The organism is Streptomyces sp. NPDC127129 (assembly GCF_042671585.1).
Taxonomy (GTDB): Bacteria; Actinomycetota; Actinomycetes; order Streptomycetales; family Streptomycetaceae; genus Streptomyces.
On record NZ_JBHXTV010000005.1, the window covers coordinates 126,548 to 148,641 of the forward strand.

General features: G+C 68.7%; 19 protein-coding genes. 8 read left to right on the forward strand and 11 right to left on the reverse strand.

Going from position 1 to position 22,094, the window contains the following annotated elements:
• Window positions 1-54 precede the first annotated feature (54 nt).
• Window positions 55-1,443: a Tat pathway signal protein gene (locus tag ACFVGW_RS11495; RefSeq protein ID WP_385851797.1), complete on the reverse strand. Its 1,389-nt coding sequence runs from the start codon at window positions 1,441-1,443 to the stop codon at window positions 55-57.
• Window positions 1,444-1,874: 431 nt separating this feature from the next.
• On the opposite strand from ACFVGW_RS11495, the gene ACFVGW_RS11500 reads away from it, so the two are divergent.
• On the forward strand, window positions 1,875-2,141 hold the full coding sequence (locus tag ACFVGW_RS11500) for an ATP-binding protein (protein ID WP_385851798.1): 267 nt from the start codon (window positions 1,875-1,877) through the stop codon (window positions 2,139-2,141).
• 286 nt (window positions 2,142-2,427) lie between these two features.
• On the opposite strand, the gene ACFVGW_RS11505 is transcribed toward ACFVGW_RS11500, so the two are convergent.
• The 8 genes from ACFVGW_RS11505 to ACFVGW_RS11540 all read right to left on the reverse strand — a co-directional run bounded on the left by ACFVGW_RS11505 (window position 2,428) and on the right by ACFVGW_RS11540 (window position 13,736).
• A complete protein-coding gene (locus ACFVGW_RS11505; protein ID WP_385851799.1) occupies window positions 2,428-3,780 on the reverse strand; it encodes a DNA cytosine methyltransferase in 1,353 nt (450 codons plus the stop codon).
• Window positions 3,781-3,789: 9 nt separating this feature from the next.
• On the reverse strand, window positions 3,790-5,511 hold the full coding sequence (locus tag ACFVGW_RS11510; protein ID WP_385851800.1) for a DUF6339 family protein: 1,722 nt from the start codon (window positions 5,509-5,511) through the stop codon (window positions 3,790-3,792).
• The gene (locus tag ACFVGW_RS11515; RefSeq protein WP_385851801.1) at window positions 5,511-6,407 is read right to left on the reverse strand and encodes a hypothetical protein; all 897 of its coding nucleotides are present in this window, start codon (window positions 6,405-6,407) and stop codon (window positions 5,511-5,513) included. The genes ACFVGW_RS11510 and ACFVGW_RS11515 overlap by 1 nt, the downstream gene beginning before the upstream one ends.
• The gene (locus ACFVGW_RS11520; RefSeq protein WP_385851802.1) at window positions 6,404-8,386 is read right to left on the reverse strand and encodes a hypothetical protein; all 1,983 of its coding nucleotides are present in this window, start codon (window positions 8,384-8,386) and stop codon (window positions 6,404-6,406) included. Before ACFVGW_RS11520 ends, ACFVGW_RS11515 begins: the two co-directional genes overlap by 4 nt.
• Window positions 8,383-9,408: a PD-(D/E)XK motif protein gene (locus tag ACFVGW_RS11525; protein ID WP_385851803.1), complete on the reverse strand. Its 1,026-nt coding sequence runs from the start codon at window positions 9,406-9,408 to the stop codon at window positions 8,383-8,385. The genes ACFVGW_RS11520 and ACFVGW_RS11525 overlap by 4 nt, the downstream gene beginning before the upstream one ends.
• Window positions 9,405-11,951, reverse strand: coding sequence for a Z1 domain-containing protein (locus tag ACFVGW_RS11530; RefSeq protein WP_385851804.1), 2,547 nt, complete (start codon window positions 11,949-11,951; stop codon window positions 9,405-9,407). The genes ACFVGW_RS11525 and ACFVGW_RS11530 overlap by 4 nt, the downstream gene beginning before the upstream one ends.
• Window positions 11,952-12,169: 218 nt before the next feature.
• Window positions 12,170-12,652, reverse strand: a complete 483-nt coding sequence (locus tag ACFVGW_RS11535) for a very short patch repair endonuclease (protein ID WP_385851805.1) — start codon at window positions 12,650-12,652, stop codon at window positions 12,170-12,172.
• A gap of 70 nt (window positions 12,653-12,722) precedes the next feature.
• Window positions 12,723-13,736, reverse strand: coding sequence for a hypothetical protein (locus ACFVGW_RS11540; RefSeq protein WP_385851806.1), 1,014 nt, complete (start codon window positions 13,734-13,736; stop codon window positions 12,723-12,725).
• 63 nt (window positions 13,737-13,799) lie between these two features.
• Between ACFVGW_RS11540 and ACFVGW_RS11545 the strand changes: the two genes are divergently transcribed.
• From ACFVGW_RS11545 to ACFVGW_RS11560, 4 genes are all read left to right on the forward strand, one after another.
• Window positions 13,800-14,576, forward strand: a complete 777-nt coding sequence (locus ACFVGW_RS11545; RefSeq protein ID WP_385851807.1) for a class E sortase — start codon at window positions 13,800-13,802, stop codon at window positions 14,574-14,576.
• 42 nt (window positions 14,577-14,618) lie between these two features.
• Window positions 14,619-14,912 carry a DUF6412 domain-containing protein gene (locus ACFVGW_RS11550; protein WP_383223983.1) on the forward strand — a complete coding sequence of 98 codons (294 nt, stop codon included), beginning with the start codon at window positions 14,619-14,621 and terminating at the stop codon, window positions 14,910-14,912.
• An 87-nt stretch (window positions 14,913-14,999) separates the two neighbouring features.
• The gene (locus tag ACFVGW_RS11555) at window positions 15,000-15,722 is read left to right on the forward strand and encodes a YidC/Oxa1 family membrane protein insertase (protein WP_383223982.1); all 723 of its coding nucleotides are present in this window, start codon (window positions 15,000-15,002) and stop codon (window positions 15,720-15,722) included.
• A gap of 147 nt (window positions 15,723-15,869) precedes the next feature.
• Window positions 15,870-16,727 carry a fumarylacetoacetate hydrolase family protein gene (locus ACFVGW_RS11560; protein WP_385851808.1) on the forward strand — a complete coding sequence of 286 codons (858 nt, stop codon included), beginning with the start codon at window positions 15,870-15,872 and terminating at the stop codon, window positions 16,725-16,727.
• Window positions 16,728-16,933: 206 nt separating this feature from the next.
• Here the strand turns inward: ACFVGW_RS11560 and ACFVGW_RS11565 are convergent, their stop codons facing one another.
• Together ACFVGW_RS11565 and ACFVGW_RS11570 are read right to left on the reverse strand one after the other, a co-directional pair.
• Entirely contained in the window at window positions 16,934-17,401 is a 468-nt protein-coding gene (locus ACFVGW_RS11565) for a heme-degrading domain-containing protein (protein ID WP_385851809.1), read from the reverse strand.
• Window positions 17,398-18,474 carry a Gfo/Idh/MocA family oxidoreductase gene (locus ACFVGW_RS11570; protein ID WP_385851810.1) on the reverse strand — a complete coding sequence of 359 codons (1,077 nt, stop codon included), beginning with the start codon at window positions 18,472-18,474 and terminating at the stop codon, window positions 17,398-17,400. Before ACFVGW_RS11570 ends, ACFVGW_RS11565 begins: the two co-directional genes overlap by 4 nt.
• A 149-nt stretch (window positions 18,475-18,623) precedes the next feature.
• Between ACFVGW_RS11570 and ACFVGW_RS11575 the strand changes: the two genes are divergently transcribed.
• The 3 genes from ACFVGW_RS11575 to ACFVGW_RS11585 all read left to right on the forward strand — a co-directional run bounded on the left by ACFVGW_RS11575 (window position 18,624) and on the right by ACFVGW_RS11585 (window position 22,039).
• Window positions 18,624-19,817 carry an ROK family protein gene (locus ACFVGW_RS11575; RefSeq protein WP_385851993.1) on the forward strand — a complete coding sequence of 398 codons (1,194 nt, stop codon included), beginning with the start codon at window positions 18,624-18,626 and terminating at the stop codon, window positions 19,815-19,817.
• 125 nt (window positions 19,818-19,942) lie between these two features.
• Window positions 19,943-21,208, forward strand: coding sequence for a hypothetical protein (locus ACFVGW_RS11580; RefSeq protein ID WP_385851811.1), 1,266 nt, complete (start codon window positions 19,943-19,945; stop codon window positions 21,206-21,208).
• Between the two features lie 66 nt (window positions 21,209-21,274).
• Window positions 21,275-22,039 carry a GntR family transcriptional regulator gene (locus ACFVGW_RS11585; protein WP_352187488.1) on the forward strand — a complete coding sequence of 255 codons (765 nt, stop codon included), beginning with the start codon at window positions 21,275-21,277 and terminating at the stop codon, window positions 22,037-22,039.
• Window positions 22,040-22,094 lie beyond the last annotated feature (55 nt).

The following is a 22,094-nucleotide window of genomic DNA, read 5'->3' on the forward strand; positions in this document are numbered from 1 at the left end:
TTCTCCCCTTCTCCCTTATAGGAAAAGCCACTTGTCGGTGAGGATTCGACGACGTCAGGTTACTCGTCGGAGGGTGAGCCGGGCTCGCTCGTCCACCTCGGTGGCAGAGGAGATTCCGCGATTGCGGAACGGGGACAGGGTCGTTCGCATGGTGACGACTGCTTCCCGAGCCCTGCCGGACTGAACACTGTCCATGGCATCCAGAGCGCGTGACCACGTTTGGCATGCCGCATCGATGTTCCCCTGCCCAGCCTGGACTGTGCCCATGTAGCCGAGCGTGACAGCGTGGGTTCGGCTGAAGGAGTCCGTCCTTCGGTGTCGAACACTGGAACGGAAGTGGCGCAGGGCACCGTCGAGGTCGCCCAAAGCCCACAGCGCGCGAGCGGTTTCATGGGCCAGGGACGCTTCCTGGAAGAACCAGACCCGCTGAGGTTCGTCGTCGCCCGCTACGGCCTGGTCGAGGTCGGTCTCGGCTCGCTTGATCGCGGCGATGGCGCTGCCCCTCTGGCCGTCCACGGCCAGCGCCCGCGCACGCACGACCCCGATCAGAGCTCGTTCGCGCGGAGTGGAATGGGCGTACCTTTTGCGTTCGACGGAGGCGGTGGCGAGGTTCAAGGCCTCCCTGGCATGTCCCAGGTCTATGGCCTGATGGGCCATCGCTCGCAGGACGTGCCCGGCGAGGGGAGCGTCGTCGGCTTCGGCGGCAAGCTTGAGCGCGAGGGTGAAGTAGTGTCGTGCGGACTCGTGTTGAGAGGCGTCGAAGCTCATCCAGCCGGCAACGTACACCGCTTCGGCTGCCGCCGAATACAGCGACCGACGCGACTTTTCACTGCTGAAGACTCCGCTGACGTACCGGGCGACATCGTCGACGATGTACTGGTGGAGGGCGGTTCGTCCGTCGACACCACCGTGCCGTTGATCGCGCCGGGCGAAGAACTCGGTCATCTCGCGAACGGCCCGCACTTCGGTCTCGCCGACTCTCCGGTTCGGGTCCATCGCGCGGGATCGTGCCCGCCGCGGAGCTTCGTCCCACCACGGATCTCGGGGCAGCACCAATCCGCCGACGGAGTAGACGGCGGCGCCGGTGAGGAGTTGGCGGCGTTCGCGGTCCATGCTGTTTCTCCCCAGGTTGACCAGAGTCGTCAGCGTGTCGGTGTCCCACTCGGACTCGGTGGCCGTGTCCGAGTTGTTTTCCGCGAGGCCGATCTCCGCGAGTGTGACGGGACACCCCAACCGCCGCGACAGAGTTTCGCGCAGGATGCCGGCGGCCCGGCCCCGGGGTCGGGTTCCGGCGACCCACATGGCGATGTGTGAGCGCTTGACGGTGAGGAGTTCGTCGACGCCGGCCTCTGCCGCGACACGCACGACTGCAGCGGCCACCACGGGTTGTGACCAGCCCGTCTCCGCGATCACCGCTGCCAGTTCGTCGTTCCTACGCGCCATGCTGCGCCCCTGTTCACCAGAGAACAATCTTTGACGGGTTTGACGGCATCGGAGCCCGAGCGGGGATGCCCGCCCATCGCGAATCACGGTTCGCTGAGAGGACAGGAAACCACCAACCGACAACAATGGGAGGGCAACTGGTGACTTTCAGCCACGTGGGTGACGAGGAGGGCCGAGAGCCCGGCTCGTCATCTACGACACCGACTCGTCTTCCTTCGCGACCCAAGCAGGTAACGCGAGCGAGCGAGAGGCCCGTACCCCCTCCACCCGCCTTGATGGACGCTGCGACTGCCACGTCTCGTCCCACAGGCCACCCCGCCTACTCCCAGACCCTCCCCCGCGAGGCGCGGAGCGCTGGAGTCGCTCGCCGTCTGGTTCGCACAGCACTGGTCCTCTGGGACCTGGATTCGTTGGCCGAGGATGCCTCGATCGTGATCACTGAGCTGGTCTCCAACGCGGTCGCCCACAGTCGACTCCCGTCGATCAGAGTGATCGTCTCTCGGCCTTCCACGAATGGGGTTCGCGTGGGGGTGGTCGACCGCTCAAGGACCCTCCCGATCCTGGGCGCGGACTTCAGTGACGACCAGCTCCGGGGGAGGGGGTTGATCCTGGTCGACACGCTTACGGACGAGTGGGGAACCGAGCTGTATCAATGGGGCAAGCAGGTCTGGGCCGAGCTCAGCGAGGGAAACGCGTGAATGATGTCAAGCCCCGGGTGGGCGACGAGGGCACCAGCATGTGAAATGCCCGCGGCGGCTCTGTCTGTATGCGGCCTTCGCCATGTCTGGGGCGGGGGCGACACCTGGGATGCCGAAGACCCTGAGAAGCTCACGCTGACAGAGCATGCTGGCGGGTGGCGGCACCACACTCAGGGGCGGGACGCTGCCCGGGCCGGCGCATGAAAGAGCGGAAGGCCCGAGCGGTGCGGCGCCCATGTGTGGCCGTGCCCTGCCCCTGCTAGCCGGACGACGCCCTGGCCAGATGTCAGCCGCGCAGGAAGGAGTAGATGGCGGACGCTATTGCTCTGCCGAGGGGAATCGGAACCGCGTTCCCGATCTGCATGGCGATTTCCGTCTTGGAACCGCACCAGCGGAATACGCGAGGGAATCCTTGAATGCGGGCAGCTTCGAAGTGAGTGATCGGGCGGTCCTTTTCAGGATGCAGATACCGGCCCTTCTCGGGCTTGAAGAACTCGGTTCTGATCGTGACGGACGGCTCTCCAAGGCGGAGACGTCCCATGACGTCTCCTGAGCCGGTGTTGTGACTATCCCAGCTATCAGTGGACAGTCGCCTCACAGGAGTTGTCACTCCCGGCGGATTCGGTTCCTTGAAGTACTTGATTTTTCCGACTTCGTTCAGGGTGAACCACTTGTCGCGCAGATCCTTCCGGTTCCCGCCAGGCGGAATCGCGCCGTAGCGAGCGAGTGAAAGGATCTCAGGGTTGCGGCGGATGTGAAGGTCGTTGGTTTCGAAGACTCCCGGTACGACAGAATCCACCTCGGCGATGTGATCCTTGGTGTCGGGAAGCTCGGTTCCCCTGAGAGGGATCTTCGCCGATTCCGCGAATACGCTGTCAACGGCGTTCCAGTATTGGACGCTTCCCGCGAATCCGTCGAGCGGCTGGGCGGGCGTTTCGATTGTCTTCTTTGGGGGGCGGAAATGGGTCTGAGGCGGGTAGGTCATCGAGTGGCCGCCCTCGATATCGCGGCGCACGCCGATGACAATCGCGCGACGTCGCGCTTGAACCGCCCCGTAGTCCGCGGAGTTGAGGAGGTAGCGGCGGGTCTTGTCTTCCTCGGTATCGGACGGCTGGTGTCCCGGAGGGTCGACGAGCCGGTAGTCCGCGAGGATCCCCCCTGGGCGCACCTCGTTCAGCAGATTCTGGAATTCATCCGACTTGAGGAAGCGGTCGACGTTCTCGATGACGAAGACCTTCGGTCGGACTTCCGCGACGATGCGGACGTATTCCTCCCAAAGGCGGTTGCGCTCACTGCCCTTCTTCTTGCGATTCAATGCGGAGAACCCCTGGCACGGGGGTCCTCCGACGATGACATCCGCGTGAAGAGTCTCCTTCGTCGGCTTCCACTCCTCGATGTCGCCGAAGTAGACGAGAGCCTCAGGAAGGCTCTTGTCGGGTCGACCACTGCCGAAGTTCATCGCGTATGTGGCAGCCGCCGCCTTGTTGTGCTCGACCGCCGCGACACTGTGGAAGACGGGCCCGTCCTCGGCCATCCCGTCCGGCCTGAACTCGTGGAACCCCTGGGTGAAGCCGCCGCAGCCGGCAAAGAGGTCCAGGACGGTGATGGGCCCAGGGGAGGTGGGACGGGACGCACGCATGGTGCGATCTTAGCTTCGTAGAGCCGCTGCGATGGCAAGTCCGACCGCCGTTGCCAAAGGAGGCGGCATGGCGTGACCGATCTGACGGTACCTGGACGTCTTGCCGCCAGAGAAGTTCCAGTCGGTGGGAAACGACTGGATCATCGCGGCCTGCTCGACCGTCAGCTTGGGATGATCGTCGGCCGGGAAGTCGGGGCTCGGCGGCTCGTCGCCAAGACTGTTTCCGTTCACTCCCAGAGAGGCCCACGCCTTCTTGCTGCCGGTGGGCCCGAGATCGGCACCCCCACGGCGATCGGAACCACCGACCAAAGCCGGCGCGATGCGATCGGCGTTCTTGCTCCACTGTTCCGCGCCCGGCCAGCCGTGTGAGGCCATCGAGGGGCCGAGCACCGCACCGACTGTCGGCGGTGCGGTTTCGTGCCCATCTGGCCACTGGAAACGTGAGAAGTAGGGCTCTCGCAGCGCGATCAAGAAGCCGCTGCTCCGATTCTGCGGAACGCCGTAGTGCGAAGCGTTGAGGACTTGCCAGCTCGAGCGGTAGCCCGCGCTGTTCAGCTCCGTCTCGATCCAGGCGCGGTCCGCCTCGAAGGCGGGACTCTCCACCAGATCCGGCACGTTCTCCAGAAGCACGGCCTTCGGCTTGATCGAGCATGCCAACTCGACCGCAGCTCTAAGGACCCGCCGTTCCTCCGAGTCTTCAGCGCGTCCTACAGTGGCCGGCGATTTCACACGGGGCAATCCGCCGCTCAGAAGATCGACGCCGAAGACGTCCGGACGCATATCGGCATGGAACTGCACGACATCCATGCAGACGACATCCCAGCCGGGGCGGTTGAGGTCGATGGTGAAGCACGCATCGGCCTTGCTGTCGATGAGGAGCAACGGGTCGAAGCCCGCCAGCTCGAGCCCCAGCGCCTGGGCCCCTGCTCCGGCGCAGATCTCCATCGACTTGAACCGGACCTTCGTCGCAGGAGCAGGAGCAGGGCGTTGAGCGTCGACGGACTCCTGCGCCACGGCGCGAAGCTCGTCGTCCAGGTCGCCGTCTTCGATGCCGTCGAAGAGCACGAAGGGGGCGAGCCGAAGCAGCCGCTTGAGGAAGTCGCGGAATGTCTCGCGCTCGTTCAGCCCCTGAAGGTCGAGGTCGTTCCAGACGCGGAGAATGGCACGCACCATGTGCGGACTGCCGCCCAGAGCGGCACGGCGTGCATAGATCTGATCGAAGGCGGCCTCGCCGAGGATCTTGAGGGCGCCGTACGGATCCGACGCGTCAGACGAGCGCACCAGTTGCCCCCGCCACCAGAGGCGGCCGAAGACGTGCCGGGTGAGATCCGTCCCTAGGACGCGGTCCCGCGGGGGATGCGGATAGCGCCAGTACGCGACATCGGGGAGAACGGCGATCGCGAGGAAAGCCCATGCGTCTCGGGAGGCCGCCTCAGCAGGGACCATCCCCATCTCTGCATGCAGGAGCGCGGCCAGCCCGAGATCGAATTCGGCATTGCGAGCACGGTCGGACGAGTGAGGGAAGCCCGAGCGTTCGGCGAGCTCGACGACGGCCCGGCGCAGCTCTTTGAGTCGCTCCGTCGAAACCCTGTCGCCGCCGGTGGCGACGTATACCGCCGACGGATGTGTGTAGGACACCCGATTGGTGAGTTCGGGGATCGAGAGATCCCTGTACTCCTCGTAGAGCTGCCTGGCCTGCTGGGGCAGCAGGCGCGGATACAGAAGGCTCATCACGACACCTCGAAGATCTTGACGGCGGCCTGAAGGTCCGAGGCGAAGATCGCCGGTGACTGCAGACGGCGCAGCCGGACGTCGGTTATGGACTGGTCCGGGAAGAGCTGGTCGAACAGACTCAGCAGCGTGGCGCCGAGGGAGTCCTCGGCGTAGTCGGACTCCTCTGAGAAGTCCTCGTGAGAGAGGGCGTATTCGATCATGATGCGAGCCGCGTCCGCGTACACCGCAGAGAGCACGACCTGGTCGACAGCACGCGGCTTGTGGGCGTTCTCGAATGCCGCAGTGGTGACCTTGTTCTGTTCGTTGACCAGAAGCAGAAGGGAACCCATGGTGGCGCTCTCCAGGCCGCCGCTGATCTGTAGATGCCAGGCCGCGCCGTCCGGAAAAGACGTATTGGCGAAGTCGATCACGGCCATGGGGAACTGCGGTGCGTCGCCCTGAAGGCGAACCGATTCCCGTTCGCTCCACAGGACGGAGCCCGCACGACGGGGGGATGACGGCCGGCCGTCGCTCCGACGTTCGGCGAGAACCAGAGCCGTGTCGAGGACGAGGAGTCCGCCGAGGTCGGCTCCAGGCAGTCGAACCTCCAGTTCGACAACGCAGACGCCGCGGTCGGAGAGTCGCGTCCGGTGTCCCGGGCCGCTCAGATTCGAGCCGCTGGCCGTCCACACGGTGGCCAGCATCAGCACGGTCTCCTCAGGAAGTCCGCACTGGGCACGAACGCGATCGAGGTCGACACGAACGGTCCTCCGGAGAGCCAGGTCCATGCGGTAATCCCAATGCGGTAGTGCCTCGGGCAGGGGTACTTCGCCGTCGTCGACGACGAGCCGCCACGGTTCGGCAGCGACGACGTCTTCGGACGGGCTGCGGTACGGAAGAACACGCCGGCTCATGGTGTGCTCACCGCCTCCACTCTGATGCCGATCTCGGTCATCGTGTCCGGCGCGGGTCGCACAATGGCGCGCCAGACGGATTCGCCTCCGTCGATCACACAGGTCTCCGACGTATGCAGGCGCCCGTCGACGTCCTCCCAGCCCACGAGCGTCGGCATCTGCGCCCCGATCGGCGGATCCGTCTCGCGGCCGCCGGCTCCGGGCAGCGCCACGGCCAAGTCCGCATGGACCCGCTGCGATATGGGCACGGGCAGGCGGAACTCCTGAACGAGCACCGTCAGGTCGCCGCGATCGTCGTAGTAGGGATCGCCGACATACTGGACTCGCGGCCGCCTGCGGCGTCCGGGGACGGCTATCTCATTGGTGTCCGCGAAGTCGAAGCCTTCGCCGCTGGTATTCCAGGTCTCGCGAGCGGTTTCCGCGCCCCGCCCTGACGCGGCGCTGTGGGAGTCTCCGCCGGGCGATGCCGTTGCTCCCCTTCTCCTCCCTGAGGCCTCCTGCGCGCCAGAGCGTGTGGCAGTGCTCCCAGGCTTGGCGTAGGCGGTTGCTCCGCCTACGCCCCAGGCGCCACCGACCAGCCCCGAGAACAGTGTGCTTGCCGCTCCCAGTGCCACGCTGCGTGCACCGGGGCGAGCGACTCCGCCGAGCGCGAGCAGCTGATCGAGCGCTTCGTCGATGCGGCGGAACGTCGTGTGGACGAACGTGCTCTCAGGGCGCTCCAGCGATTGCGGATTCCAGGCGTCGTGCGTGGGAGGCTCGGCCTTGGCGTACACGTCGTCCATGGACTCGTCAGCCCGGAAAACCCCCGCGTATGCATGGTTCTGGCTCGGAGGTTTCGGGCCCGGCCGGTAGGTCACCACCAGCTCGGCCGGACGCATCAGACAGACGTGATGAACGAGGGTCTCGATGTTCAGCATGCGTCCCGCGCGGCTTGGCTCCAGGGGTGGCCGAATGCGCTTCACCACCCCGAAGCGACCGAGAAGACGCTTGGGTCTGAGGCACTCCAGGCTGCGACCGTCGGGCCCGTTCAACGCCTCATAGGCGGAGACGAACATGTCGAGGGGGGCGGTCTCCCGCGGGTCCGGGACCGGGTGGTCGACTCCGTCGCACGTGACGGAGAATTGCATGGCGGGGTTGCCGCCGTCGGTGGAGATCATCTTGGGCCAGAGATGCCAGGCGATGGTCTCGGCCAGATAGTCCGCGGCCTCGGAGGGCTCCAGTTCGTCCAGGCTCGGATCGATGACGACGACGGTCGTGCCGGTCTCATCGGTGGCGAACGGTCTCAGCCCGAGGCGACGCGCCACTGTGTCCGCCTGCGTCCCGATCAGCGGCTCGATAACGTCTCCGGAGGCGTCGCCCCACCAGTGCCGACCCGTGAAACGACGGCTCGCCCCGTTCTGAACGGCCACGTGGCTCTTCCAGAGGGTGCATCCGATGAGCCGTGTCTCGAAGCCGTGTGGAGTGCGGCATCGCGTGTGGACGAGAATCGTCCCCGGTTTCGAGAGCAGGTAGAAGATGCCCTTGCCGAAGCCGTAGGTCCCACCGCCCAGCGCCGTGTCACGGGGCTCCCCGATGTTGCGAATGAACGAGACGAAGTCCCGATCGCTCCCTACGGCGTCGTTGGCGCGGGTCGGCCCCCCCAGCCCGCGGGTCCCACGGTCTGACACGGACAGGAGTCGGACCGAGCCATGCCTGATCGTGTCGCGCAGTGGGAATTCGTCCGCATTCGCCGGTGCGCCCGCGAGGAGGAGTTCGCGCCACGTGGCAATGTGGGCTGGGCCGACGGTGGACACGTCGATGCGGTAGTCGACGGGATCTGTGGACGCCATGGAGCGGGCGTCCCAGCTGTTCTGAGCTGACTCACGCACGAGGATGGTGAGCAGGTCGAGCTCAGGGCGACCGAGTTGATTACGGATGCCTTCGGCGGCGCTTGCCCCCTCCGGCGGATACGGCTGGGAGAACCAGCGGGGCTCGATCACCGCACCTCCTGAACGATGTCGTCGATTACTCCTGACACCTCGTCGTCCGTCAGTGGAGCGGGGACGTCGCCGGAGAGATCGATCGTGTACTCGACGTTCTGGACGGACACCGACAGCCCCGCCTCGACGAGGGCCCTGGTAGTGAGGCCGGGAAAGCCGGGACCCACCTCGTACCACCTCTCCTCTTCGATGAGGAACCGCGCGCCGCGGTAGCGGTCGGCGTCCGCAGAGCGGTATCCGGCAGTCGCGAGGAGTTCGAGGAGCGAGCCCTCGTCGTCACAGAGGCTTCGGGCCCGATCGACGAGCTCGACCACGGAGACGCCGAGAGAGCCGCTGGGTATGGGCTGCAGGCGGAACCAGACGAGGGTCAGCGCCCCGTCGTTCGGTCGATCGAGCTGGTCGAGTCCGTGGATGCGCGGCCTTCGCGCGGTGGTGGTGCCGGCTTTGACCTCTATGGCCGTGGAACCGGATGAGAAGTCGTGCCGATGGCTTTCAGGTCCCAGCCATAGGCGATGCGCGCTCGGATCCCTTTCCAACAGGTGGCAGAGAACGGTGAGTTCACCGAAGAGGCCGGCGAGCTGCTCGCCGGTCAGGGGACTGCCCTGAGTGCGGAAGAGCTCCTTCCAGCGGTCGAGGACATGGTGGAGGGCCTTGAGCGGATTCTCCGGATGCCCTTCGGCCGTGCCCAAGACATCGACACACAGCTCGGTGAAGAGATCGTTGAGATCGCTGCGTAGGCACGCAAGATCCGCGTATGTCTGGTACGTCTCGTCATCCTCCAGCGGACGCTTGCGCAGCTGAAGCACAGGCCCGTCCAGTCCGGGCCGCACTCGGCGATTCGCCGGTATCGGTACCAGGACGTGGCGGTGCCCGTCATGGTCCACGGCCACCGCCAGCTGGTTGTCGTGCTCGACGACGATCGGGAGGTGAGAGACACGGAGGCGGCGCTCACCCGTGGTCTGTTCGGCCTCGAGTGCGGCCCAGCGTTCCTCGACGAGATTCCGCAGTATCACCTCGCTCATGCGTCGTCGCTGTCGAGGATGCTGTAGTCCTCGTCCTCGAGGCGGATCTTCGATAGATCGGCCGAGATGTACTTCTCGACGGTGCTGTCGTACAGAGGAGCCGGGAAGACCAGGCCCACGCCGATGACATGCTCTTCGGCGTTCAACGCTTCACGCCTCAGCTTCGAGGGGCTCGGCGTCGAGACCTTGTCGATCGGGTAGAGGACCAGCAGGCCGGTGTCGGGAAGCTCGGCACGACGCCGTTCCATGATGCCCTCCTCCTTCAGATTCGAGACGTCCCCGTCGAGGTCCACCGCAGCGTCTCGGCGGCTCATCAGGGTCTTGATGTCGGCGAGACCCGGGGTCGGATTCGGCACGGAGAGTCGCGCGCGAACGTTGCGTCCCACGGAGACACCGGGAGCGAATTCGAAGTCCTCGCCGCGAGGGTTGCCGACGATTGCGATGTTCCACCGGCGTAGCGATCCCGCCGCGACCCGCTTCCGGATGTAGCCCGTCAGCAGGTCGGCATCGTTCTCTGGGGACTGCTCGTGGAATCGGTAGGAGGACAGGAAGTCGACGACCAGGTCGTAGGGCACGTCGCGATACACGAACCGGCCCTCCGAGGGCCTCTCCTCCGCCGTAACAGCGTTCGCTACGGAGGCACCCACCAGACCACGGGCGGCGAGGATGTTTCCGCGCAGCCATTCTCTGTCGGTGTGGAAGTAGTGGGTCTGGACCCGCTTGCCGCCGTAGGAGGACGCCGCCGTCACCGCATCACGCATCTTGGCCGCCGCCGTCACGCGGAGGGCGGGGTGCGTCCGCAGACGTACCGCGAAGGTGAGCGGAGTCTCGTCCTCGGTCATGTAGATGTCGACGTCGCGGCGCATCTCGGTCTCGACGGTGGCGAGGTGCCGGAACCACTCGGCCAGCTCGTCCGTCATCCAGATCCGAGGGAGGTCGGCGTACCCGTTCCGGAAGCCGAACCAACGTCCCATCTGAAGCAGGGTGTCGTACGCCGAAACGGCCCGAACGAAGTAGCTGACCGACAGGCCTTCGAGGGTCAGGCCCCGAGACAGGGTATTGCCGCCCACTGCGATCGCCGTGACCGGGCCGTTCTCGTAGTCCAGGCGGTACTCGCTGGTCGAGTTGTCCATGATGATGCGGCAGCTCTTGAGCACCTCGGGCAGCTCAGGCAGCAGCGCCTCGAACGGAACCTTGGCCTCCCCGAACTCCTCGGCCGGAACCTGCGCGGTCTCGCGATCCCAAAGACTGCGCAGCCGAAGCAGGAGGGCGCTGTCAGACAGCGACACGGCGGTGTGATCACGCAGGTACTCAAGCGGTCTGCGGAAGCTGTCGTGCACGGTGGTCTTGACGCTGGTGTGGATCAACATCGTGTTGTGCTGGTTTCCAGTGCCGCGAACACGCCGTGCCGCGGTAGCCAGCCAGAAGTATTCGATCGCCGTCCGCAGAGTGTCCGTGATGACCGGTTCGAATCCCTCGGCGTCCGCCTTCGTCATGGGGCGCACACAGGGCACATCGTCCTCGGGTACGGATCGAATCATGTCGTGGCCGTCGTCGACCTGTTCAGGGTCCTCGCCGTCGAGGGCGTAGCGGCCGAAGAGGACCTCGGTGCCGAAGTGCCCCTCAGGTTTGGGCAGGTTGACTACGAAGTCCTTCGGATAGAGGTCTTCTGCGCCCGGGTCGATTAGCAGGTTCGCGAACGGCGAGGCGGTGTACCCGACGTAGGCGCACCTCGGAAGGGTGCTCATGATGCTCAGGATCAGCGGATTGATTGAATTGGTCGCCACCGTCGCCTGGTCGGCCTCGTCGTCGATGATCAGCGTCGGGCAGTCCTTGAGGTAGTCGGACGCCGCCTCAAGCCACCGGAAGAGCTTGCGCAGCACCGTCGCGTTCTTCTTGACCACGCACAGCACGCGTGTCCCGTTGCTCTTGCCGAAGTAGGAGGCGGGGTTCTCCTGGGGAGTGAAGTCCCGGTCGAGACCCGTCAACTGCGACCACATCGCGGGGTTCGGCTCGACGAGCTGTTGCACCAGGCGTGCCTGGGTCTGTCGTCGCAGCCCGTTGTGGACGCCGGCGAGAACGATGAAGAGTTTGTAGCCTCGGTCGGCCGCTTTGGCGATGACGGATGTGAAGTTGGTCGTCTTGCCCGACTGCACGTAGCCGACGACGAGCCCGCGTGTCGAGTAGGACTTCTCCTTGGGGTGGTTCAGCAAGGAGACGACGCGGGTGGATGAATCGTCCAAGGACTTGATGGCGGGGTCCTCCGGCCATCCGTCTTTGCGAAGGGTGTCGACGATCGCCGGCCAGCACTTGTCCTTGGCGTGCGGCCCGGTGTACCAGGTGTCGCGGTTGCCGAGGACGACCGCGTGCGGCTCCTCCAGCTCCTTGATGCGTACCGTCTGCTGCTCGTGGCGCTCTCGGATCTGCTGGATGATCTCCGCGCTGATGCCGAGCTGCTCCAGTCGCTTGACCGCTTCCGAAGGGGGGAACGAGTCCAGGAGAGCCTTGAACGTGTCGTACATGCCGTCGAATGCATCGGTCATGGGCAGTGACCGCTCCCCTGTCTCGTGCGCTTGAAGTCGAATGAACCCAGGGGCGCTCCGACGTCGTGGGGGGCATCTGCTGAGCAGAGTGCCGGCACGTCACCTTTGTTCAAGGTCACACATTATTGGGTGCCGCGGCTCATGAAAAAGGGCATGGATCTCACAACTGGTACGGAAGTGATCGATCCGTGGCTGAAATACGATGGATTCGCCGACGTTCAACGCGTGTTTCTGCCACGTTGAGTGGCGATTCGGTGATCGTAGAGCTCCTTCAGGCGGGCTGCCGCCTGAAGAGGGTCCTCGTGCTCCCACACCCTTAGAACGGCCCATCCAGCTTCCTGGAGAAGCCTGTCTGTCTGGCGATCGCGCGCCCGGTTCTTCTCGGCCTTCTCCGCCCAGTATTCCGGATTAGTCCGAGAGACGGTGAAATGTTCAGGGCATACATGCCAGAAGCAGCCGTCTAGGAACACAGCGATACGTGCTCGGGTGAACACAAGGTCGGCGGTCCTCCGGATGGCCGGAATCGGACGCTCGGAGACGTGGTATCGGAGGCCGAGGGCGTGAGCTGCGCTTCGTAGAGCCCGCTCGGGCTTGGTGTCGCGGCCTTTGTTCGACTGCATACTCCGACGGGTCCCCGGGCTCGAAGCCCACGAGCCTTCGGGAAGCTTGGATACGGAGTCGCCGGTCAACTGATCCCTCACGGTCGAGTATGCCGCCGCACGATACAGAAGTGTCTCGGATCCGGGCCCAGGCAGGAGTGCAGCCCCGGGCCTACTCCTGCGCCTCGCCCCCGTGGCATTCTCCGTACACCTTCACTGACCCGCACCAGCAGGCTGCGCCGCGGGCCGGGGGCCAGGGGGTTGCGCGGCCTCGGGCTGCCAGGGTGGTGGCGTATTGGGGGAGCAGGTCCGCGTTTGCGGGGGAGGAGGATTCCGAGGCGGCGAAGGCCTCGTAGGAGGGGACCGTCGCCGGGACGATGCCCAGGTTGGGGGTGCCCGCCGCGGCGAGTTCTCGGAGTGAGGCTTCGATGTCCGTGAGGTGGGCGCGGTACGTGGGGTACTCGGATTCCAGTTCCGGGTACGACGCCAGGAGCTCGTCCAGTTCCGCTTCCGGCCAGTGGAGGACCGCCACCGGGAAGGGGCGCGAGAGGGCCGTGCGGTAGGAGCCCAGTTCGCTGCGGAGGCGGGTGATCTCCGCCTGGAGTTCCGCCGGGTCCGACGAGCCCAGCGACCACAGGCGCTTCGGGTCGTGCAGCTCGTCCAGGGGGACCTCCGCCCTGTGGAGGGTGTCCGCCAGGGTGTCCCAGTCGTCGTGCGGGAGCGCCAGCATGCGGCGGACCCGGTGGCGGGTCACCAGGAGCGACTGGGTGGAGTGGGGGAGGTCCACCGAGACGGCGGCAGGGGACAGGAGGGTTGCCGCCTCCGTCGCGATCGCCTCCGCCAGTTCCAGTTCGTCGTGGGTCTCCAGCGTCTCCACCACGATCTCCCACGGCGCCGCCTCCGACGGCGCCGAGGCGCGCAGGCCCTCGATGATCGCCCGCGCCTCCGCCTCGTGGCCGTACTCCCACAGGTTCGCCGCCTTCAGGGCGCGGATCAGGTGGGGGTCCGCCGGGTCCGGCGACAGCAGGTCGTCGTACAGGGCCGTCGCCGCCGCGCGGTCGCCCGCCAGTTCCAGGTGCGCCGCCGCCCGCAGGAGCAGGGATTCCCTGTCCTCGGGGTACAGCGCGGCGGTGCGCAGCAGGCGCTCGGCTTCGGTGGCGTGGGCGGCAGGCGTGTCGGGGCGCATGCTGAACACCGTACTGCTGTACGGCCCTGGAGAGTTGGCGCGTCAGCGCTTATCGTGCCCCGCGTGCGGGACAGGGTGCGTGAGCGGGTGCCGGTCGTCGTCCAGACGCGCGGGGTGCGGAGCACGCCCGCGCGCGTGCTGTGGGTGTGCGCCGAGGCCGTCGTCACCTGCGGGGTCGTCCTCATGCTCCTCGTCGTCCACCAGCTCTGGTGGACCAACCAGCAGGCCCGCGCCCAGGCCGGTGAGCAGGTGCGGGTGCTGGAGCGGGAGTGGGCCGGATCACCGCCCGCCGGCCCTTCACCGTCCGTCTCCGGACCGCCGGCCGTCGTTCCCGACGTGCCCGCCGAGGAGACGGAAGCGGCCACCACGCCTCCGCCGGCCGCCCGGCCCGGCGAGAGCCCGCCCTCCTCCGCGTACGCCATCATCCGCATCCCCCGCATCGGCCTCACCGCCCCCATCGCCCGCGGCGTCTCCAAGCGGTCCGTTCTCGACCGCGGGTACGTCGGCCACTACCCGGACACGGCCGGGCCCGGCCGGACCGGCAACTTCGCCCTCGCCGGGCACCGCAACACCCACGGCGAGCCCTTCCGGTACATCAACAGGCTCCGCAAGGGCGACGTCATCCGCATCCAGACCCGCGAGCGGGAGTACGAGTACGTCGTCGACCAGGTGCTGGCGCAGACCGCGCCCCGCGACACCGGCGTGATCCAGCCCGTACCGCGCTCCCTCGTCAAGCCCTCCTACGGCTACTCCGCCCCTGGTTCCTACCTGACCCTCACCACCTGCACCCCCGAGTTCAGCTCCCGGTACCGGCTCATCGTCTGGGCCAAGCGTGTATAACGGCTGGAGACAGTGGAGACAGCAGTGAGGGGAGGAGGGGTGATGGTCAGGGACGTCGCGTTGCGCATGCTCGCACCGGTCTTCTTCCTGCTCGCCCTCGCCGACCTCCTGCTCTCCGACGGTGCCGGCGTCTCCGCCGCCGTCGCCCTCGCCGCGACCACCGTCGTCTGCGCCCTCATCGGCGCCCCGGCCGCCCCGCCCGTACCCCGTACGCGGGTCCGCACCGCGCTCCGCGACCGTGAACGGCGTACCGCCTTCCTGCCCCAGCGCGATCCCGACGCCTCCGGGCGCCGCAGGCCCCGGGCACCCGGCCGTCCCCTCCCGACGGCCGCGTAGCGAGCAGCGACACCCGAGGTCTCCTGCGCGGTTCCGTCATGCCGACGTTTCCTCTTCCGGCACGACGAGACCCTTCGGAGGGCTCCCATGTCCGTTTTCGCCTCCCTGGTCGAGCAGCTCGCCGACCTGCTCCAGCCGCTCTTCGCCACCGCATCCACCGCCGCCGCGATCGTTCTGTTCACGATGGTCGTACGGCTCGCCGTCCACCCCCTCTCGCGGGCCGCCGCCCGCGGCCAGAAGGCCCGCACCCGGATCGCCCCGCAACTCGCCGAGCTGCGCGCCAAGCACGCCAAGAATCCCGAGCGGCTCAAGAAGGCCGTCATGGAGCTGCACGCGAAGGAGAAGGTCTCGCCCTTCGCCGGCTGCCTGCCGAGCCTCCTCCAGGCGCCCGCGTTCTTCCTCATGTACCACCTGTTCTCCGGCGACCGCATGGCCGGGCACACCCTCTTCGCCGCCCCGCTCGGCGACCACTGGGCCGACGCCCTCGCCCACGGCGGTGTCCTCGGGCCCGCCGGCCAGGTCTATCTCGTCCTCTTCGCGATCGTCGCCGCCGTCGCGGCCTTCAACTTCCGGCGTACGAAGCGGCAGCTCGCCACGCAGCCCCTCGACACCGGGACGGCGGACACCCCCGGCGCCGGGGCGATCCAGAAGGTGATGCCGCTGCTCTCCTTCGCCACGCTGATCACCGTCGCCGTCGTCCCGCTCGCCGCCGCGCTCTACGTCGTCACCAGCACCACCTGGACCGTCGTCGAGCGAGCCGTCCTCTTCCGTGAGCCGCGCCCCGCGGAGGTCCTTGCTACCGGCGCGTAAGGGTCCAGTCCGTGAACGGGGTCTTGCCGAGTGGTCGAAACTCTTGGAGGATCGACCAATCCTCCGATATCTCCGATGGCCGCACTCCATCGGCCGGGGCTCTGCCGGGCCCGCCCCCGGGCCCACCTCGACCACAGGGAGAAGACCATGAAGCTGCTGCGAGTCGGTCCGGCGGGAGCCGAGCGTCCCGCCCTGCTCGACGGGGACGGAACGCTGCGCGACCTGTCGGCCCTGGTCGACGACGTCGACGGCAGCCTGCTGGCCGACGCCTCCACGCTCGACCGGATCCGGGCCGCCGTCGGCGCCGGTGTCCTGCCCGCCCTCGACGCGACCGGGCTGCGGATCGGCCCGCCCGTCGGCCGGATCGGCAAGGTCGTGTGCATCGGGCTGAACTACCACGGGCACGCGGCCGAGACCGGCGCGGCGACCCCGGCCGAGCCGGTCGTCTTCCTCAAGTCCGCCGACACGGTCGTCGGGCCCGACGACACCGTGCTCGTACCGCGCCGCAGCACCAAGACGGACTGGGAGGTCGAGCTGGCCATCGTCATCGGCCGGACCGCCCGCTACCTGGAGACCGACGAGGAGGCCCTCGCGCACGTCGCCGGGTACACCGTCGCCCACGACGTCTCGGAGCGCGAGTTCCAGATCGAGCGCGGCGGGACCTGGGACAAGGGCAAGAACTGCGAGACGTTCAACCCCCTCGGCCCGTGGCTGGTCACCGCCGACGAGGTGCCGGACCCGCAGGCGCTCTCGCTCAGGCTCTGGGTCAACGGCGAGCTGAAGCAGGACGGCAACACGTCGGACCAGATCTTCGGCGTCGCGGAGGTCGTCCGGTACGTGAGCCAGTTCATGACCCTGTACCCCGGCGACATCATCAACACCGGCACCCCGGCGGGCGTCGCGATGGGCCAGCCGGAGCCGAAGCCGTACCTGCGGGCGGGCGATGTGGTGGAGCTGGAGATCGAGGGGCTCGGTCGTCAGCGGCAGGAGCTGAAGGACGCGTAGCCGTTCGGGCGCGCCTGTCGTCCGCATGCGCCCTGTAGATCGGGCGCGCCTGCCGTGTGGGTGCGCCTGCCGTGCGGGGTGCGCCTGCCGTGTAGGTGCGCCTGCCGTGCGGGGCGCGCCTGCCCAGCGGGCGCGCCCCTCGGTTCGTCCGCGGCGTTTCGTCCGCGGGGTTCGTCCGTAGTGTTCGTCGGCGGCTTCGTCCGCGGCTAGTCCGTGAGGTCGGCCAGCAGCCGGGCCAGCGCCTCGACGACCATCGCGTGGTCCTCGGCCTGCGGGAGCCCCGACACCGTCACCGAACCGATCACCCCCGCGCCCTCGACCGCGACCGGGAACGAACCGCCATGGGCGGCGTACCGGTCGGGGTCGAGGCGCGAGGAGTCCTCGAACGTCGTCCCCTTGGCGCGGAAACGGGCGCCGACCAGGTACGAGCTCTCCCCGTACCGCTCGACGACCCGCCGCTTGCGGTCGATCCAGGCGTCGTTGTCCGCGCTCGAACCCGGCAGCGCGCAGTGGAAGAGCTGCTGCGCCCCGCGCCGGATGTCGATCGCCACCGGCGCGCGGCGCCCGCGCGCCAGCTCCACGAGGAGGGAGCCGAGGGCCCAGGCGTCCTCGTACGTGAAGCGGGGCAGGACCAGGCGGGCTTCCTGGGCCTCCAGCGTGGCCACGTCGTTCACAGCGTCACCGTGATTCCCTCGCGGGCGGAACGCCTCGCCGCCTCCAGTACGTCCAGCGCGGCAGCGGCCTCGTGGGCGGTGACCGGGTTCGTACCGGTGCCGCGGACGGCGGCGGCGACGGCCGCGTAGTACGCCGGGTAGTCGCCCGGCGCCGACTCGACGGGGACTCCGCCGCCGGTCAGCGGGGACTCCCCGGCGCCGAGCCGGCCCCACAGCGACTCCGGTTCCACGCCCCACGGCGTTCCGGGCTCCGGCAGCAGGCCCTCGCGCAGGTCGGCCTCCTGGGGGTCGAGGCCGTACTTCACGAAGCCGGCGCTCGAACCGAGGACGCGGAAGCGGGGGCCGAGCTGGGCCGTGGTGGCGCTCACGTACAGATGCGAGCGCACCCCGTTCGCGTGGGTGATCGCGATGAACGTGTCGTCGTCCGCCTCGGCGGCGGGGCGGCGGACGTCGGACTCCGCGTACACCAGGACGGCCGGGCCGAAGAGCACGAGCGCCTGGTCGACGACATGGCTGCCGAGGTCGAAGAGGAGACCGCCGATCTCCTCCGGGGCGCCGGACTCGCGCCAGCCGCCCTTGAGCTGCGGGCGCCAGCGCTCGAACCGGGACTCGAAGCGCTGGACGTCACCGAGTGCGCCTTCCGCGAGGAGCCGGCGCAGGGTCAGGAAGTCGTTGTCCCAGCGGCGGTTCTGGAAGACCGACAGGAGCAGGCCCCGCTCCTCGGCGAGGGCGGCGAGCTCGCGCGCCTCGGCCGCCGTACCCGCGACCGGCTTGTCCACGACGACCGGGAGGCCGGCGGTCAGGGCGGCGGTGGCGATCGGGACGTGCGTCTTGTTGGGGGTCGCGACGACGACCAGATCGAGCTCGTCCGCCCGCGCCCACAGCTCCTCGGGGGAGTCCGCGACCCGTACGCCGGGGTGCGCGGCGCGGGCCTGTGCCTGGCGCTCCGGGTTGCCGGTCGTGACCGTGTCGAGGACGAGGCCCTCGGTGGCGGCGATCAGCGGGGCGTGGAAGACGGAGCCCGCGAGGCCGTAGCCGACGAGTCCGACGCGGAGGGGGGCGGTGGCGGTCATGAGCCCCACTTAAGCAACGCTGTTGCCAAAGTGCAAGCGAGGGGGACAATGGGGTGGTGAACAGGAGTGTCGGGATCGGGAACGGGATCGGAATCGGGATCGGAATCGGGATCGTCGGGAGTGTCAGCGGCGTCGGAAGCCCGTGGGGCGTGGGCAGTGCGGGCAGTGCGGGGAGCGAAGCGGGAGCCAATCTGCCGGCCCTGCGCAGCCACAACGCGGCGCTCGTCCTCGACCTGCTGCGGACGGCGGGGGAGGCCGGGATCAGCCGTCTCGAACTGGCCGAGCGCACCGGGCTCACCCCGCAGGCGGTCAGCAAGATCACCGCGCGGCTGCGTGCGGAGGGGCTGGCGCGCGAGGCCGGTCACCGCGCCTCGACCGGCGGGAAGCCGCGTACCGTCCTGCGACTCGTCCCCACGGCCGCGTACGCGGTGGGGGTCCACCTCGACCGCGACGAACTGACTGCCGTCCTGGTGGACCTGGCAGGGGTACGGGTCGCGGTACGGCGGGCGCCGCTCGATCTGGGCGAGGGGGCGGAGGCCGTCTTCGACGCGGTCGACCGAGAGGTCCGCGCGGTACGCGCCGAGGCACCGGGGCCGCCAGGGGCGGTGGGGGAAGCGGTGGAGCGCGAGGCCGAGGGTGACGGTGTGTCGGCTGCGGCTGCGTCGGTTGCGGCGGCCGCGTCGGCATCGCGGACCCCCGGGGCCGCCGTTCTCGGTGTCGGGGTCGCCATGCCCGGGCCGCTCGATCATCTCGCCGGTACGCCCGGGCGCGTCACCGGCCATCCCGCCTGGGAGGGCGTTCCGCTGCGGGACGAGCTCACGCGCCGGCTCGGGCTGCCCGTCGCCCTCGACAAGGACACCAACGCCGCCGCCCTCGGCCTCGCCCTCCACCCCGACGCCCCCGCCGCCGACTCCTTCGCCTACCTCCACCTCGGTACGGGGCTCGGCTCCGGCCTCGTCCTCGGCGGCGCCCTCCACCGGGGGGCCAGGACCGGTGCGGGGGAGTTCGGCCACCAGACCGTGCTGCTCGACGGGCCGCCCTGCGGCTGCGGCGGGCGCGGCTGCCTGGAGGTCCTCTGCCTGGCGGCCGTCGCGCGCGGTGACGTGCCCGAGGCGGCGCGCGTCCTCGGTACGGGCGCCGTGAATCTCGTACGGCTCCTCGACATCGACCGCGTCGTCCTCGGGGGCCGGGCCGTGGCCGCCGACCCCGAGACGTTCGTCGGCGGCGTCGGCGCGGTCCTCGCCGGGGCGGGCCTCGGTACGCCGGTCTCCGGCGCCACGTCCCCGTACGGCGTCGCCGAGGGGGCGGCACAGCTGATCCTCGCTCCGATCTTCGGAAAATAGGCTGATTGGGCGGAACGGGTGGGCCGCCCGGGGGTCACGTGCCGCGTCGCTCCCCGGCGCCGCCGCCCCCGCCTGGCAGCGTCGCGGCCGTCCCGTACGCCCGCGAGCAGCAAAGGCACCCGCCCATGCGACTGCGCAACGCCCTCGCCCTCGGTGTGACCGCGGCGACGACCGGAACCGCCGTCCTCGCGCTCGCCGTAGGCCCGTCCTCGGCCGAGCACGGCCCGAGCCAGGCGGCCGGTTCCGGCTCCGGCTCCGGCTCCGGATCCGAGTCCGGTGCCGGTGCCGGTGCCTCACGGTCGGAGGACGAGGCCGGTTCCGGCTCCGATGCCGGGTCCGTCCTGAGCCCCGGTTCGGGCCTGGGCACCGGCCCGGGCGTCGGACTCAGGGCCGATGCCGATGCCGATTCCGGTTTCCGGCTGAGGAAGGACTCCGGCGCCGGATCGGTGGTCGCCGAAGCCGAAGCCGAAGCCAAAGCCGAAGCCGACGCCGAAGCCGAAGCCGACGCCCGCGCCGGAACCGGATCCCGCGCCGGAACCGGATCCCACCTCGACGAGCGAACCGGTATCGGAACCGAGGCCGGTACGGGGCCCCGTCCCGTCGCCGAATCCGGCACCGGAACGACGCAACGGCGACAGCCCTCCCTCTGTGGCGAGGTCACCGACCCCGCGTTCCCGATCGACACCCGGATCCACCGCCGCCCCGGCGTCCTCGTCCCCGGCGCCGGTTTCCGTGCCCTCGAGGTCGACCTCACCAACACCACCGCCGAGGCCTGCCGGGGCATCCACCCCGTCCTGGTCCTCACCGACTGCGACCGGGTGCTCCGGCCGGAGCAGATCCGGCTGGAGTTCTACGACTCCGAGGCCCGCCGCTGGCTCCCGGTCGCGTTCGAGGCGACCGAGGAGGACGAGAACGTCGGCGCGTTCAGCGGCTTCTCCGGCCTCACCGTCCCCGCGGGCGACACGGTCACCGTCTCGGTCCGCCTCGCGTTCCGGGAGGACACCGCGCCCAACGAGGTCGTGGTCAACGCGGCGATCGTGCAGCGCCACGGGGCCGACGGCGAATGGGTCGGGGAGTCCGACGACGTCCCCCTGACCATCGGGCCCGAGGGCACGGAGGAGAACCCCGAGGCGAACCCGGAAACGACCCCCGAGACGAATCCCGAGGGAAACCCCCGGGGGAACCCGCGGCCCGTGCCCGACGGGACCACCCCGCCGCAGCGCGGCGACAGCGGCCTCCCGCCCGTGCCCCTGCTTCCCGAACTCGCCCATACGGGACCCGAGTCGATCGCCCTCATCGCCCCCGCCTCGGGCGCGCTGCTCCTCGCGGGCGCGTCACTCGTCGTCGCCTCCCGGCGCTTCCGCCGACGGCCGGACCCGAGGACGTCCTGACCCTCCGAACCCGCGAGTCACTCTCCGTACACCCTCCCGTTCATTCCCATCTGCGAGCATCCCCCCGTGGACTACCCGAACGACCAGGCACCTGGCGCACCCATCCGCTCCGGCATCCCCGAGCACGGACGCATCCCCAAGTACTACGCGGTGAAGGCGAAAGTCGCCTCGCTGATAGACGAGTTGGGTGAGGGCGGGCTGCTGCCGACCGAGCGGGACCTCGCCGTCCGTTACGAGGTCTCGCGCGAGACGGTCCGTCAGGCCCTGCGCGAGCTGCTCCTCGAAGGACGGCTGCGCCGCCAGGGGCGCGGAACCGTCGTCGCCGGGCCCAAGCTGGAGCAGCCGCTCTCGCTCGCCAGCTACACCGAGGGCGTACGGAGGCAGGGGCGACGGCCCGGCCGTAGCCTCATCTCGCTCGACCGCTTCCCCTGCCCGGACGCGCTCGCGCCCGAGATCGGCGTCGAACGCGGTGAGCCCGTCTGGCACATGGAGCGCGTGCTGCTCGCCGACGACGAGCGGGTCGGGCTGGAGAGCACGTACGTGTCGGTGGCCCGCGTCCCCGGTCTGGACGGCGAGTTCGACCCCGACTCCTCCTTCTACCGCTACCTCAGCGAGCAGCTCGGCATCGGCTTCGGCGACGCCGACGAGCGGATCGAGACCGTGCTCGCCACCCCGCGCGAGGCCCTGCTCATCGGCACCCCGCCCGCGCTCCCGATGCTGCTGATCCACCGTCTCTCCCGCGACACCGCCGGCCGGCCGCTGGAGCGCGTCCGCACCCTCTACCGCGGCGACCGCTTCAGCTTCACCGCGCACCTGGGGCAGCAGGGCTGACCCGAGCCGACCAGAGCCGGGCCGGTTGGCCTGAGCCGAGCTGAGCCGAGCTGAG

Excerpts from the sequence above, each read along its gene's own strand:
- ACFVGW_RS11560 (WP_385851808.1), top strand. The coding sequence starts at position 15,870 with ATGAAGCTGCTGCGAGTCGGTCCGGCGGGAGCCGAGCGTCCCGCCCTG.
- ACFVGW_RS11495 (WP_385851797.1), bottom strand. The coding sequence starts at position 1,443 with ATGGCGCGTAGGAACGACGAACTGGCAGCGGTGATCGCGGAGACGGGC.
- ACFVGW_RS11580 (WP_385851811.1), top strand. The coding sequence starts at position 19,943 with ATGCGACTGCGCAACGCCCTCGCCCTCGGTGTGACCGCGGCGACGACC.
- ACFVGW_RS11570 (WP_385851810.1), bottom strand. The coding sequence starts at position 18,474 with ATGACCGCCACCGCCCCCCTCCGCGTCGGACTCGTCGGCTACGGCCTC.
- ACFVGW_RS11510 (WP_385851800.1), bottom strand. The coding sequence starts at position 5,511 with ATGAGCCTTCTGTATCCGCGCCTGCTGCCCCAGCAGGCCAGGCAGCTC.
- ACFVGW_RS11555 (WP_383223982.1), top strand. The coding sequence starts at position 15,000 with ATGTCCGTTTTCGCCTCCCTGGTCGAGCAGCTCGCCGACCTGCTCCAG.
- ACFVGW_RS11550 (WP_383223983.1), top strand. The coding sequence starts at position 14,619 with ATGGTCAGGGACGTCGCGTTGCGCATGCTCGCACCGGTCTTCTTCCTG.
- ACFVGW_RS11505 (WP_385851799.1), bottom strand. The coding sequence starts at position 3,780 with ATGCGTGCGTCCCGTCCCACCTCCCCTGGGCCCATCACCGTCCTGGAC.
- ACFVGW_RS11530 (WP_385851804.1), bottom strand. The coding sequence starts at position 11,951 with ATGACCGATGCATTCGACGGCATGTACGACACGTTCAAGGCTCTCCTG.
- ACFVGW_RS11540 (WP_385851806.1), bottom strand. The coding sequence starts at position 13,736 with ATGCGCCCCGACACGCCTGCCGCCCACGCCACCGAAGCCGAGCGCCTG.
- ACFVGW_RS11525 (WP_385851803.1), bottom strand. The coding sequence starts at position 9,408 with ATGAGCGAGGTGATACTGCGGAATCTCGTCGAGGAACGCTGGGCCGCA.
- ACFVGW_RS11515 (WP_385851801.1), bottom strand. The coding sequence starts at position 6,407 with ATGAGCCGGCGTGTTCTTCCGTACCGCAGCCCGTCCGAAGACGTCGTC.